Annotated in this window: 10 protein-coding genes and 1 pseudogene; 6 read left to right on the top strand and 5 right to left on the bottom strand. The window is 58.6% G+C overall.

What is annotated here, in order from left to right:
• Positions 1-592 precede the first annotated feature (592 nt).
• The gene (locus ACWYRJ_RS18640) at positions 593-1,147 is read left to right on the top strand and encodes a DUF3828 domain-containing protein (protein ID WP_455508408.1); all 555 of its coding nucleotides are present in this window, start codon (positions 593-595) and stop codon (positions 1,145-1,147) included.
• Positions 1,148-1,297: 150 nt separating this feature from the next.
• Positions 1,298-2,056: a DNA-binding transcriptional repressor XynR gene (gene xynR / locus ACWYRJ_RS18645; RefSeq protein WP_455508409.1), complete on the top strand. Its 759-nt coding sequence runs from the start codon at positions 1,298-1,300 to the stop codon at positions 2,054-2,056.
• A gap of 4 nt (positions 2,057-2,060) precedes the next feature.
• Here the strand turns inward: xynR and ACWYRJ_RS18650 are convergent, their stop codons facing one another.
• From ACWYRJ_RS18650 to ACWYRJ_RS18670, 5 genes are all read right to left on the bottom strand, one after another.
• Positions 2,061-3,671 carry a glycoside hydrolase family 43 protein gene (locus ACWYRJ_RS18650; RefSeq protein ID WP_455508410.1) on the bottom strand — a complete coding sequence of 537 codons (1,611 nt, stop codon included), beginning with the start codon at positions 3,669-3,671 and terminating at the stop codon, positions 2,061-2,063.
• 11 nt (positions 3,672-3,682) lie between these two features.
• The gene (locus ACWYRJ_RS18655) at positions 3,683-5,065 is read right to left on the bottom strand and encodes an MFS transporter (RefSeq protein ID WP_111965346.1); all 1,383 of its coding nucleotides are present in this window, start codon (positions 5,063-5,065) and stop codon (positions 3,683-3,685) included.
• A 226-nt stretch (positions 5,066-5,291) separates the two neighbouring features.
• On the bottom strand, positions 5,292-7,259 hold the full coding sequence (yagF, locus tag ACWYRJ_RS18660; protein ID WP_455508411.1) for a xylonate dehydratase YagF: 1,968 nt from the start codon (positions 7,257-7,259) through the stop codon (positions 5,292-5,294).
• A 14-nt stretch (positions 7,260-7,273) separates the two neighbouring features.
• Entirely contained in the window at positions 7,274-8,182 is a 909-nt protein-coding gene (gene yagE, locus ACWYRJ_RS18665) for a 2-keto-3-deoxygluconate aldolase (protein WP_149367333.1), read from the bottom strand.
• A gap of 194 nt (positions 8,183-8,376) precedes the next feature.
• Positions 8,377-8,829 (bottom strand): YhcH/YjgK/YiaL family protein, encoded by a 453-nt coding sequence (locus ACWYRJ_RS18670; protein ID WP_455508412.1) that lies wholly within the window; start codon positions 8,827-8,829, stop codon positions 8,377-8,379.
• Between the two features lie 675 nt (positions 8,830-9,504).
• Here ACWYRJ_RS18670 and arcA point away from each other — a divergent pair.
• The 4 genes and pseudogenes from arcA to ACWYRJ_RS18690 all read left to right on the top strand — a co-directional run.
• Positions 9,505-10,725: pseudogene (gene arcA, locus ACWYRJ_RS18675) on the top strand (arginine deiminase).
• Positions 10,726-10,735: 10 nt separating this feature from the next.
• Entirely contained in the window at positions 10,736-11,647 is a 912-nt protein-coding gene (gene arcC, locus ACWYRJ_RS18680; RefSeq protein WP_455508413.1) for a carbamate kinase, read from the top strand.
• Positions 11,648-11,673: 26 nt separating this feature from the next.
• Positions 11,674-12,678 (top strand): ornithine carbamoyltransferase, encoded by a 1,005-nt coding sequence (gene argF, locus ACWYRJ_RS18685; RefSeq protein WP_008501386.1) that lies wholly within the window; start codon positions 11,674-11,676, stop codon positions 12,676-12,678.
• Positions 12,679-12,724: 46 nt separating this feature from the next.
• Positions 12,725-13,605: YfcC family protein (locus ACWYRJ_RS18690; RefSeq protein ID WP_455508414.1), on the top strand; the 881-nt coding region annotated here is incomplete at its 3' end.

A 13,605-nucleotide genomic window follows, 5' to 3' on the forward strand; every position in this document is an offset into this window, starting at 1 on the left:
TTTATTGTAGGTGGGCCAGTTGGTGATTTTGAACTTTTGCTTTGCCACGGAACGGTCTGCGTTGTCGGGAAGATACGTGATCTGATCCTTCAACTCAGCAAAAGTTCGATTTATTCAACAAAGCCGAGAAAACCCTAAAAACGACAACAGCGTTATAGTCTGACAGAAAAATACATTTTACTGACGCTTTCTCAGATAGGCATTAACCATAATAAGAATTTATGTTTTTATTAACCATTATTTACTGAGTAGATAATGGTTAATATCAGGTCATTATCAATTACAAAACACCGTATATTATCGGCGTAATATTTCCTTATTGCTGCATTTCGTTAATAAGGATTATTTATGTCATGGAATAAGCATGAAGCTGTGTCATACGCCCGTAGCCACGCACTAACCCATACTGGACACTATTGCGCTCGCGCAATCGCCGCCGCCATTCGAACCGGAGGGCTTAAAATCGAAGGGGCAAACGCTAAGGATTTCTGGCGTTCTCTTGAAAAAGCAGGGTTCACAAAAGTCTATGGCACTCCTATAGAGGGGGATATCGCGGTGATTGATGCCTTGCCCGGCCCGAATCAGTACGGGCATGTCTGTATTTACGATGGCGCTGGAACCTGGTATTCAGATTTTAAACAGAGAACAATGTACCCGGGGCCAACGTATCGCCAACTCCAGCCAGCCGTCACCTTATACAGGCATTATTAATATGAATAAGCTCATCTTAATTGTATTATTCAGCACAGCAGCATTGGGGGCCGAAGATTTTCAGATACCGATGCAGCGCGCCCTTGAATTCAATCGCTGGTACGTCAAACAGGTGAACAACGATCGCTATCCTATTCAACAGGGAAATGAAATCGATAAGTTCGTTACGGCCAGCACCATGAAAAAATTACGTCATGCAGCCGATCCCCGTTATGCCGACGCTGAATTTTACGAGGCTGATTTTTTTATGAAATCGCAATATATCGGCGAGGACTGGGCTGAGAATGTGGCTATTGATTCGTATGATTCAGACCCGGTCTGTGTAAACGTGAATATCACGTTTGGCAAAAATACCCAGCACACAGTCATTGATTGCATGGTTAAAGAAGATGGGGTCTGGAAAATCCAGTCTGTCGCAGCTCGGGATAATAATTGATGTCCCCGCTAACAATAATGTAGCCGCCTTTGTTGCCGGGTGGCGCTGCGGCCTGATGCCCTTTCTCCCACAACCCGCTCTACTCAATTGATTTTTCACCCTGAAAAAGGTACGTTTTCGCCTTAATTCCAGCGTGGACATACCAGCATTATGCCGATTATTCAGTCTGTTGAACGTGCTTTGCAGATCCTCGACCTGTTCAACGAGCAGGCCACCGAGCTTAAGATCACCGACATCAGCAAACTGATGGGGCTGAGCAAGAGTACCCTCCACTCGCTGCTGAAAACCCTGCAGCTTCACGGCTATATCGATCAGAACCCGGAGAACGGCAAGTATCGCCTCGGCATGAAGCTGGTCGAGCGCGGTCATTTTGTCGTGGGCTCCATCGATATTCGTCAGAAGGCGAAAGGCTGGCTGACGGAGCTGTCCCAACGTACCGGGCAGACCACCCATCTGGGGATTCTGGACGGGCGTGAAGGGGTCTATATCGAGAAGATTGAAGGCAAGCTGGCCGCCATCGCCTATTCGCGCATTGGCCGCCGCCTGCCGGTTCACGCCACCGCCATCGGCAAGGTGTTGATTGCCTGGCTGGGCGAGGCCGAGCTGAACACCTTGCTGGAGGGCTATCAGTACACCACCTATACCCCTTCCACCCTCGCCTCTCGTGAAGAGCTAATGGCCGCCCTGGCGCAGACCCGCGAGCAGGGTTACGCCCTGGATAGCGAAGAGAACGAGCAGGGCGTGCGCTGCGTGGCGGTGCCGGTGTGGAACCATGAATCCCGCGTGATTGCCGCCCTGAGCCTGTCGACGCTGACCTCCCGCGTGGACGACGCAGAGCTGGCCCGCTTCCGCGAGCAGCTTCAGCAGGCCGGGCTCCAGCTGTCACGCGCGCTGGGCTACCCGGCCTGAGCCGTTAAACCGGCTCGTAGGTGAAGTAGTCAAAGTCTGCGTGGCAGCCGTCGCCGCTGATGTCCTCGCAGTGCAGCCCCACAAACGCGCCGGTAAAGAAGCCGCGCCCGCCGATGTAGTCATCCGACAGCTTCCAGGCCTCATACGTCACCGGCACGGCGTGCCACGTCTCGCCGTCGAACGAGTAGCTGTAGCGGTAGACCAGCGTATCCACGTCCACGCGCAGCCATACGCTCTCCGCATGTTCCGGCACCGGAATCGACTGCTCGTGCAGCGGCCACGACGGCACGTTGTGGTCGAGCTGGATCACCTTAATGGTTCTCCCCTTCCCCTCCTCGTAGTCCACAAAGCAATAGCTCCAGTTTTTGCTGTTGTAGTAGCAGGTCAGCCCCGCGCTCTGCTGGAAGTGGACCGGCGAGAACTGCATCCGCGTTTCTGAGCGGAAAGCGAAGTGCTGCCAGCGGCGCGCCACGGTCGACTGGGTAAAGGTCGAGTTGAGCGAGTCGTTGCCATAGAGCCGCAAGTAGCCCGGGCGCGCGGTGAGCGAGCCGAGGGTGTCGTCGAACGGAATGCGCAGGGTCTGCAGCTCCGGGTCAAGCGAACTGGCGTCGAAATCGTCCCGCCAGCCGTTCTGAACGGCAGCGGGCTGCTCGGCAATCTGCGGGCCTTTCACGGTCAGCTGCGCGTGCTTGCCGCCTTCCACGTACGGCCAGCCGTCGCGCCATTCAATGCGGGTGATGCCGGTCTCGCGCCCCAGCGGGCAGTAGCCGCGTCCGCCGGAGGCCAGCAGCGGCACGCCGGGCAGGCGCAGCGGGCGGCTGGTGAGGTAGGCCATATACCACTCTCCGGTGTGGGTCTGCAGCAGCGAGCCGTGGCCACTCTTCTGCAGCGGGTTCTCCGGCAGATGCCAGCTGGTCATCATCGTCACGTCCGGGTGCAGCTCGTACGGCCCGTCGATGTTTTTGGAACGCAGCACCACAACCGCGTGCTCGTAGCTGGTGCCGCCTTCGGCAACCATCAGGTAGTACCATCCCGCGTGGCGATACAGGTGCGCGCCCTCGGTGTAGCAGAGCGGAGTGCCGGTAAAAAGCGTTTTACGCTCCGGCGAGAGCGTGCCGGTCTGCGGGTCAAACTCCTGCATCACGATGGTGTTGTGCGGGTTGCTGTGGTGGCGCGGCCCCCACGGGCGGTAGAGGTAATATTTGCGGCCATCGTCGTCATGGAACAGGGACGGGTCAAACCCGCCGTTGCCCATCGGGATCGGCTCGCTCCATGGCCCCTCAATGGAGGGCGCGGTAACCAGGAAGTTGCGGCCGTTTTTCCACGGCGAGTCGACAATCTTCACGTCGGTGTAGAGCAGCCAGAACCTGCCGTCGGCGTAGCTCAGGCACGGCGCCCAGATGCCGCCGGAGTCCGGGTTGCCCTTCATGTCCAGCATCGACACGCGGTCCAGCGGGGTGCTGACCAGCGACCAGTTTTTCAGGTCGCGGGAGTGGTAGATGCGCACGCCCGGGAACCACTCGAAGGTGGAGGTGGCGATGTAGTAGTCCTCGCCCTGGCGGCACAGGGACGGGTCCGGATTGAAGCCGGTCAGGATTGGGTTAGTGATTTCCATATTGCCTCCGGTTAATGGGATGCGGCTGTCGCAGCGTCGGGAACGGCATCGCCCTGCGCCGCGCGGTGCTTGATCAGCTGCTGGCTGATGGCCTCCACGCGGGCGTCGGTGAGCTTGTAGAACGACAGCATGATGAACATGCCCGCGTAGAGCACCACCGGCACCACGCAGAACAGAATTTTGATGGTGGTAAGAACCTCGACCGGCTGCACGCTGCTGCTGGCGGAATAGTTGACGTACGCCAGGATCCAGCCCACCACCGCCCCGCCAATCGCCAGGCCAATCTTCAGGCTGAACAGGTAGGTGGAGAACACCAGCCCGTCGAGGCGGCGACCGCTGCGGCTCTCCTCGTAATCCACCACGTCAGAGGCCATCAGCCACTGCAGCGGCGTGGTGGTGTTAAAGACGAACAGGAACAGGATGTTGAGGGCGAAAATCAGGGCGATATGCTCCGCCGGGGTGACGAAAATCAGCAGGCTGATGAGCGAGTAGGCGACGATGATCCACTTGAAGGCGGTGACGCGGTCGAAGCGTCCCAGCAGACGGGACGAACAGAGCGAGCCAAACATGGTGGCGAGGCTGCCGTAGAGTAAGAACTGGGTCGCCATCTCCGGGTGATCCATCACGTATTTGACGAAGTAGAGCGTCGCCCCGCCGCGCACCACGTTGGAACAGGTGGCCATCATCTTGAACGCGCACATGATGCGCCACTGGCTATTGCCGAGCAGCAGCTTGAGATCTTTGGATACCGACGAGCCCGGCTGCACGTCAAAGGTGTAGCGTTCTTTGGTGGTAAAGAAGCAGACGTAGAGCAGCACCACGCCGATCAGGCCCAGCACGCACATGGCGCCGAAATAGCCCACCTGCTCGTTCCCTTTGCCGATGATGCTCACCAGCGGCAGGGCGATGCCGCTGATGGCGAGCGATCCCGCCGCCGCCAGGAAGAAGCGCCAGGACTGCAGGGCGTGGCGCTCTTTCGGGTCGGCGGTGATGACGCCCGGCATGGCACAGTACGGCACGTTAACGAAGGTGTAGACCAGGGTCAGGAGAATGTAGGTCACGCAGGCGTAGATGATTTTACCCTGCGCGGAGAAGTCCGGCGTGTAGAAGGTCAGCACGCAGACGATGCCGAACGGGATGGCACCCCACAGCAGGAACGGGCGGAACTGGCCGTGCCGCGTGCGGGTACGGTCGACCAGTAGCCCCATCAGCGGGTCGGTCACGGCGTCGAGTACGCGGGAGATTAAAAACAGCGTGCCCATAATGCCCGCCGACAGGCCGAAGACGTCGGTGTAGAAATAGGCCAGCAGGAACATCGTGGCCTGCCAGACGAAGCCGCAGGCGGTGTCACCCAGCCCGTAGCCAATTTTGTCTTTCATGGTTAATTGCGTCATCAGAATTACACCCTTATATAGTGTGCTGAATTACAACATCGTGTTAATGGAGTGTAATGAGCTGCTCAATTAACCAGCAATGGTCATATCTTATTTCTGAATTACGTTATTTTGCTTTTGTGACGCCAACGATATATCTCAACTTATTGTTTAGATTGATAAAATAAAGACAAGCAAAAGCCGTCCACGGAATATATTCCGTAGACGACAATCTCGTGAAAAATAATTAAATACCGAGCGCTTTTTTACCGGCGTTAATTACCTCGATAATTTTATCGGTGTCATAAATACAGCCTTTCCAGGTACCGCCGCTGACCGACTGTAATGCTGCCCACAGCCGGGTGTCGTCCGGCAAAAAGTCGTGGGCGTGCAGGTCCGGGTGCGTCTGCCGCATTGCCAGCTCGCGCGCGCCCTCCTCCGGCGTCAGCGGGTTGTCCGCGGTGCCGATAAAATTCACGCTGCCCGTTAATGTCAGTCGGTCGACGGCTATCTCGATAATGTCATTATCGCGCAGCTTGCCAATCGGCCCGCCCGCCAGCGCCTCCGGCGACACGTGGCCGAAGCAGGCGCCTGTCGACACGCCCGAGAAGCGCGCATCGGTGATTAACGATACCGTCTTGCCCCACGAGATATGCTTCAGCGCGGAGGTAAGCTGGTAGGTCTCTTCCATGCCGGTGCCGGACGGCCCGCCGCCGATCACCACCATGATATCGCCCTGCTTGATCTCTTCCCGCTTGATGGCCTTGATTGCCTGCGCTTCCGAGACAAACACCCTCGCCCGGCCGGTGTGGCGGTAAACGCCATCTTCACCGACGACCGACGGATCGATCGCCGTGGCCTTGATCACCGAACCTTCCGGCGCGATGTTGCCCGTCGGGAAGCAAACCGTTGAGGTCAGCCCTTTCGCTTTTGCCTTCTCCGGCGGCAGGATCACGTCATCCGGCTCCACGCCGTCCTGCTCACGCAGGCACTGGCGGAAGCGCGCCCGGCGTTCGGACGCCTGCCACCAGTCGAGGTTCTCGCCGACCGTCTGGCCGGTCACGGTCATGGCATCGAGGTGCAGCAGGCCGAGATCGCGCAGATGGAGCATCACCTCCGGCACGCCGCCCGCCAGGAAGGCGCGCACGGTCGGATGATAGTCCGGGCCGTTGGGCAGCACGCTGACCAGGCGCGGCACCCTGCGGTTAACGCGCGTCCAGTGTTCAACATCCGGGATCGTGCAGCCCGCCGCGTGGGCGATGGCCGGAATGTGCAGCAGTAAATTGGTGGAGCCGCCGAACGCCGCGTGGATCACCATCGCGTTTTCGATGGCTTTGTCGGTAAGGATATCGCGCGTGGTGATGCCGCGGTTATCCAGCTCACTGACCGCCCGCGCCGACTGGCGGGCGATCTCCAGCCACACCGCCTGCCCGGACGGAGCCAGCGCGGAGTGCGGCAGCGCCAGCCCCAGCGCTTCCGCGACCACCTGCGAGGTACCCGCCGTGCCGAGGAACTGACACCCACCGCCCGGCGACGCGCAGGCGCGACAGCCCAGCTCGGCGGCCTCCTGCAGGGAGAGTTCGTGGTTGGCAAAGCGCGCGCCGATGGTCTGCACCTTGCCCGCGTCTTCCCCCACGGTCGGCGGCAGCGTCGCCCCGCCCGGCACCAGAATGGTCGGCAGGTCGTGCATCGAGGCCAGGGCAATCATGGTGGCGGGCAGCCCTTTATCACAGGTGGCGACGCCGATCACCGCCCGCCGCGTGGGCAGAGAGCGGATCAGACGGCGAAACACGATCGCCGCATCGTTACGGTACGGCAGGGAGTCGAACATGCCGTGTGTGCCCTGAGAACGCCCGTCGCACGGATCGCTGACGAAGGCAGCAAACGGGATCCCGCCGTTGCGCGTGATCTCCTTCGCCGCCGCCTGCATCTGCATACCGATTTCCCAGTGCCCGGTGTGGTAGCCCAGCGCAACCGGGCGTCCGTCCCCGGCGCGGATGCCGCCCTGGGTGCCGATAATCAGCACCTCTTTGCCGGTCAGCTTATTGGCGTCCCAGCCCATCCCGGCGTTCTGCGTCATGCCGAACAGGTTGCCGCTGGGGGATTCCATCAGCATCTGCGGGGTCAGCGGCAGCGCGCCCTGCGGCCCCGCGGCATGGGTGATCACCGCATAAAACGCATCGTCCTGTGGGGTGAAAATTTTCTCGATGGCCATGGTTATCGTCCGGCTCAGCAGAGCTTGAGCTGTTGCAGCAGGGTTTTCAGCTGCGCCTTGCGCGGCTCGTCCAGCGGCGAGGCGGGCGGCAGCACGTGCGTGGAGATCGGGCGACCGCAGAGCGCTATCGCCTCTTTAATGACGTTCACAAACGGCGTATCCAGCTGATACATCTGCGGGATTTGCAGCAGGGTCTGATGATACTCAGCCGCTTTCGCCACGTCTTTATCCCGCCAGGCTTTCAGAAGATTCACCGACACCTGTGGGGCAAAGTTGCCGCTGGCCGAGATCGCCCCGTCGCCGCCGAGCAGCAGGGTATTAAACAGATGATCGTCGTAGCCGCACAGCACGGTGAAGTGCGGATGGGCGGCTTTAACGGTGTGGATCATGCTGCGTAGGTGGGCGACGGAGTCGATGGTGTCTTTGATGCCGATAATGTTGCTGCGCGAGTCGGCGAGGGTTTTCACCAGCGCCGGGGTCAGATCCTGCCCGGTCAGCGCCGGGAAGTTATAGAGCATTACCGGCAGCGTGACGCTGTCGGCCACCTGCTCGAAATAGCAGATCAGGTTCGCTTCCGACACTTTCCAGTAGTAGGGGTTGATCACCACGATGCCGTCCGCCCCCGCCTGCTGCGCGTGCTGGCTGAGCTCAATGGTTTCCCGGGCGTTGGTGCCGCCGGTGCCGATCAGCACCGGTACGCGACGATCGACGCGATCGATAGCAAATTGGGCAATGGTTTTACGCTCTTCGGCGCTGAGCTGGGAGAACTCGCCGCCGCTGCCCAGGAAGAACAGGCCGTCAACGCCTGCCGCGATCAGATCGTCGATCAGCGCGGCGGTGCCCTGCTTATCGAGCTGGCCATCGGCGGAAAAAATGGTGGAGACAGGGGGAATGATTCCCGTAAACAACGCGGACTGCGGCATGAGATCTCCTTGCTGAATCATTTTGTTCTACATTATAGAACAGCGTTCATTAAATTAACGATCATACTATGACGCAGGAAAAGCGCAGGTAAATGAGAGATGAAGAGGGAGTGCGGGAAATTTAAGCTGGATCACATATTGCCCCTCACCCCGAACCTCTCCCCTGTAGAGAGAGGTTCGGGGTGAGGGGGTTCTTACTCTACAAGCATCTTCACCACAACTTTTCGCACCTTCGCCGGCGCGCCCACCGCGCACAGCGGCTTGTGCACCTCACCCGGCCAGAACACCACAAAATCACCTTCGCTCAGCACCACGGTTTTCTCCTGCTCGCCTTCCGGCAGGAACGCGATGTCTTTGTCCGCCAGCCAGTCGGTATCAGGCGCGCCGGGCGGCAGGGTGCTGAAGGTCATCCCTTCCTGCCCCTTCATCACGATCTGAATATCCAGATAGCGCGCGTGGTACTCGGCGCGGCGCTCGGCGAACGGCTGGGTCATGTCTTCTGACACAAGATAAAACAGGCTGTTGCCGTTGACGTCGTGCTTGCCGAGCGGCGTCGCGTCGGTGACGTGGACTTTAATATGCTCGATGGCCTGTCGCAGTTCGTCAGGTAGCCAGGACTGCAGATGGTGGATGTTGCCGATAATCATCAGAAAACCCTCGATATAAAACAACGTTTCATTTTTACCTTTTATACGAGAATCCCGTCTGCCATACCAGCCCTTTTTGGACGAGGTTTGCGCGAGCGCATGTTTATCGGGAATGGTGTTAATTTGCTGTTAATCCTGCCCAGGCAATTATGCAGGGGTTATGCATAACCTCGATCGGCGCTTATCGCGCGGCTGTTCTAACCTCTTGATCATGCTCTTTAATTAACAAAACCCGTTGCCGCCTCACACTTTACTGTTTTGATAATTTGCTCTAAAAAACCATAATTATTTATTGATTTTTCTTAAGTCAAAAATAGTTAATTACGTTAATTGCATAGCCATTCTTTCCTATGAAACTTATTGTTTAAAATCAACCACATAACAATACATGTCAAAATATTAAAGTCTACAAAATAATAACAACCTCAAATAATGCCACCGGATCATGCTTAGCTATTCACCCTTCAATAATATGAAATTAATCATTATCTGATGCGAATCATGCAAATGAAAACAAACCCCTTAATATCCATTTTCACGTGAGCAATATCACAATACAGATTATTTAACTGCCTAGTATGAATCACGAAATCAATTGAGCTTAGCCGCCATGAAATTAAATTCATCACATGGCGCATGCCCTTTTTATTCTGAAAAACAGTTAAAGGAATAATTATGGAAAAGCATTACGTCGGTTCTGAAATTGGTCAATTGCGTAGCGTTATGCTGCACCGCCCAAATTTAAGTCTGAAACGCTTAACGCCATCGAATTGCCAGGAGCTGCTTTTCGATGACGTGCTCTCGGTTGAGCGTGCGGGTGAAGAGCATGACATTTTCGCAAACACGCTGCGCGAGCAGGGTGTGGAAGTCCTGCTGTTGACCGACCTTCTGACACAAACCCTTGATATTTCAGAGGCGAAGGCTTGGCTGCTGGATACGCAAATCTCCGACTACCGCCTCGGCCCCACCTTTGCCGGCGATGTCCGCGGCTGGCTGGCGGATATGCCGCACCGCGAACTGGCGCGCAGATTAAGCGGCGGATTAACCTACGGTGAAATTCCGGCAGCAATTAAAAATATGGTGGTCGATACCCACACGGCGAATGATTTTATTATGAAGCCGCTGCCGAACCATTTATTTACCCGCGATACCTCCTGCTGGATCTATAACGGCGTCTCTATTAACCCAATGGCCAAACCGGCCCGTCAGCGTTAAACCAATAACCTGCGGGCAATATATCGCTGGCACCCGGCGTTCGCCGACGGCGATTTTATTAAGTATTTCGGCGACGAGAATATTAATTACGACCACGCCACTTTAGAAGGCGGCGACGTATTAGTCATTGGCCGCGGCGCGGTCCTGATCGGCATGTCTGAACGCACCACCCCGCAGGGCGTGGAGTTCCTCGCCAACAGCCTGTTCAAACACCGCCAGGCCGAGCGCGTGATCGCCGTTGAGCTGCCAAAACACCGCTCCTGCATGCACCTCGACACCGTCATGACCCACATCGACGTGGACACCTTCTCCGTCTACCCGGAAGTGGTGCGCAAGGACGCCCAGTGCTGGACGCTCACCCCGGACGGACGCGGCGGCCTGCTGCGCACGCAGGAAACCGACCTGCTGCACGCCATCGAGAAAGCGCTCGGCATTAACCAGGTGCGTCTGATCACCACCGGCGGCGACGCCTTTGAGGCCGAACGCGAGCAGTGGAACGACGCCAATAACGTCCTGACCATCCGCCCCGGCGTGGTGATCGGCTACGAGCGCAACGTATGGACCAACGAGAAATACGACAAAGCGGGTATCACCGTGCTGCCCATTCCGGGCGACGAACTCGGACGCGGCCGCGGCGGCGCGCGCTGCATGAGCTGCCCGCTTGAACGCGACGGAATTTAAAGGAGCCATCATGGAACGAAAACCCACTCTGGTTGTGGCCCTGGGCGGCAACGCGCTGCTCAAGCGCGGCGAGCCGCTGGAAGCGGAGATCCAGCGCCAGAACATTGAGCAGGCCGCCCGCACCATCGCCGGATTAACAGAACAGTGGCGCGTGGTGCTGGTGCACGGCAACGGGCCGCAGGTCGGGCTTCTGGCGCTGCAGAACAGTGCCTACGACAAAGTCACGCCCTACCCGCTGGACGTTCTCGGCGCCGAAAGCCAGGGAATGATCGGCTACATGCTCCAGCAGGCACTGAAAAACAATCTGCCGCAGCGCGAGGTGAGCGTTCTGCTCACCCAGGTAGAAGTGGACGCCGCCGACCCGGCCTTCAGCAACCCGACCAAGTACATCGGCCCGGTGTACAGCGAAGCCCAGGCAAAAACGCTGGCGACGGAGAAAGGTTGGGTGTTCAGGGCCGACGGCAGCTACGTCCGCCGCGTGGTGCCCTCTCCGCAGCCGAAGCGGATCGTCGAGAGCGACGCCATCACGGCGCTTATTCAGCGCGACCACCTGGTGATCTGCAACGGCGGCGGCGGCGTGCCGGTGGTGGAGAACGCCAACGGCTATCGCGGCATTGAGGCAGTGATCGACAAAGACCTCTCCGCCGCCCTGCTGGCGCGCCAGATCGAAGCCGATGCCCTGCTGATCCTGACCGATGCCAACGCGGTGTACCTCGACTGGGGCAAACCGACCCAGCGCCCGCTGGCGCAGGTGACGCCGGAACTGCTCAGGGGCATGCAGTTCGACGCCGGATCGATGGGGCCAAAAGTGGCCGCCTGCCGCGAGTTCGTTGAAGCCTGTAACGGCATTGCCGGGATCGGCGCGCTGGCCGACGGCGCGGAGATCCTGGCAGGCGAGAAAGGTACGTTGATTCGTAACTGAACACTCATTTTAAAAAGGATTTAGCCATGACCATCAACCTGAAAAACCGCAACTTCCTGAAACTGCTGGACTATACCCCGGCGGAGATCCAGTACCTGATCGACCTCGCCATCGAGCTGAAGGCCGCCAAAAAAGCCGGGCGCGAGAAGCAAACCCTGGTCGGGAAAAACATCGCCCTGATCTTTGAAAAAACCTCCACCCGCACCCGCTGCGCCTTCGAAGTGGGCGCGTTCGACCAGGGCGCGCAGGTGACCTATCTCGGCCCAAGCGGATCGCAGATCGGCCATAAAGAGTCGATGAAGGACACCGCCCGCGTGCTGGGCCGCATGTATGACGGCATCGAGTACCGCGGCTACGGCCAGGCCATCGTCGAAGAGCTTGGCGAGTACGCGGGCGTGCCGGTATGGAACGGCCTGACCGACGAGTTTCACCCAACGCAAATCCTCGCCGATCTAATGACCATGCTGGAGCACTCCCCGGGCAAAACCCTGCCGGAGCTGAGCTTTGCCTATCTCGGCGACGCGCGCAACAACATGGGCAATTCCCTGATGGTAGGCGCGGCCAAGATGGGGATGGATATCCGCCTCGTCGCGCCGAAATCCTTCTGGCCGGAAGCGGGGCTGGTTGAACAGTGCCGCGCCATCGCGAAAGAGACGGGCGCGCGCATCACCCTCACCGACGACGTGGAAGAAGGCGTGCAGGGGACCGATTTCCTCTACACCGACGTGTGGGTCTCCATGGGCGAGCCGAAGGAAGCCTGGGCCGAGCGCGTCAGCCTGATGAAGCCATATCAAATTAACGCCCAGGTGATGAAGGCCACCGGCAACCCGAACGTCAAATTCATGCACTGCCTGCCGGCGTTCCACAACGAACACACCAAAGTGGGCCGCGAGATCGAGATGGCGTACGGCCTGAAGGGGCTGGAAGTGACGGAAGAGGTCTTCGAATCGCCGAATTCCATCGTCTTTGACGAAGCAGAGAACCGCATGCACACCATCAAAGCGGTCATGGTGGCGACACTCGGCGACTAATCACCGCCCGGCGCGCCGCGGGTGCGCCGGGTTTAAGGAGAACATCATGGGCAAGTTCAAGTTTCCCTCCGCTTACACCATTCTCTTTTTCCTGATTGCCGTTGTGGCGGCGCTGAGCTGGGTCGTCCCCGCCGGTCAGTACCAGATGGCGATGAACGAAACCCTCGGTAAAGAAGTCCCGATTGCCGGCACCTACGCGCACGTGGCGGCACATCCGCAGGGGCTGGTTTCCGTCCTGATGGCGCCCATCGCCGGGCTGTACGATCCGGTTTCCGGCCAGGCCGGGGCGATCGACGTGGCGCTGTTTATTCTGATCATCGGGGGATTTCTCGGGATCGTCACCAAAACCGGGGCGATTGACGCCGGGATCGAGCGCGTCACCACCCGGCTGTGCGGACGCGAAGAGTGGATGATCCCGATCCTGATGGCGCTGTTTGCCGCAGGCGGCACGATTTACGGCATGGCCGAGGAGTCGCTGCCCTTCTACACCCTGCTGGTGCCGGTAATGCTGGCCGCCCGGTTCGACCCGGTTGTCGCCGCCTCCACCGTGCTGCTCGGCGCGGGGATCGGCACGCTCGGCTCCACCATTAACCCGTTTGCCACGGTGATCGCTGCCAACGCCGCCGGGATCCCCTTCACCAACGGCATCATGTTGCGCATCGCGCTGCTGGTGATTGGCTGGGTCATCTGCGTGGCGTGGGTGATGCGCTATGCCCGCAAAGTCCGCCAGGATCCGTCGCTGTCGATCGTCGCCGACAAGCAGGAGGAGAACCGCGCCCATTTCCTCGGCAACAAAGGGGAGCAGTCCCTGGAATTTACCCCGGTGCGCAAAATCATCCTGGTGATTTTTGCCCTCGCCTTCGCGGTAATGATTCACGGCGTGGCGGTGCTGGGCTGGTGGATGGCGGAGATCTCGGCGGTGTTTCT

This window comes from Enterobacter sp. (genome assembly GCF_977039595.1).

Excerpts from the sequence above, each read along its gene's own strand:
- ACWYRJ_RS18650 (WP_455508410.1), bottom strand. The coding sequence starts at position 3,671 with ATGGAAATCACTAACCCAATCCTGACCGGCTTCAATCCGGACCCGTCC.
- xynR (WP_455508409.1), top strand. The coding sequence starts at position 1,298 with ATGCCGATTATTCAGTCTGTTGAACGTGCTTTGCAGATCCTCGACCTG.
- arcC (WP_455508413.1), top strand. The coding sequence starts at position 10,736 with ATGGAACGAAAACCCACTCTGGTTGTGGCCCTGGGCGGCAACGCGCTG.
- ACWYRJ_RS18655 (WP_111965346.1), bottom strand. The coding sequence starts at position 5,065 with ATGACGCAATTAACCATGAAAGACAAAATTGGCTACGGGCTGGGTGAC.
- yagE (WP_149367333.1), bottom strand. The coding sequence starts at position 8,182 with ATGCCGCAGTCCGCGTTGTTTACGGGAATCATTCCCCCTGTCTCCACC.
- yagF (WP_455508411.1), bottom strand. The coding sequence starts at position 7,259 with ATGGCCATCGAGAAAATTTTCACCCCACAGGACGATGCGTTTTATGCG.
- ACWYRJ_RS18670 (WP_455508412.1), bottom strand. The coding sequence starts at position 8,829 with ATGATTATCGGCAACATCCACCATCTGCAGTCCTGGCTACCTGACGAA.
- ACWYRJ_RS18640 (WP_455508408.1), top strand. The coding sequence starts at position 593 with ATGTCTGTATTTACGATGGCGCTGGAACCTGGTATTCAGATTTTAAAC.
- argF (WP_008501386.1), top strand. The coding sequence starts at position 11,674 with ATGACCATCAACCTGAAAAACCGCAACTTCCTGAAACTGCTGGACTAT.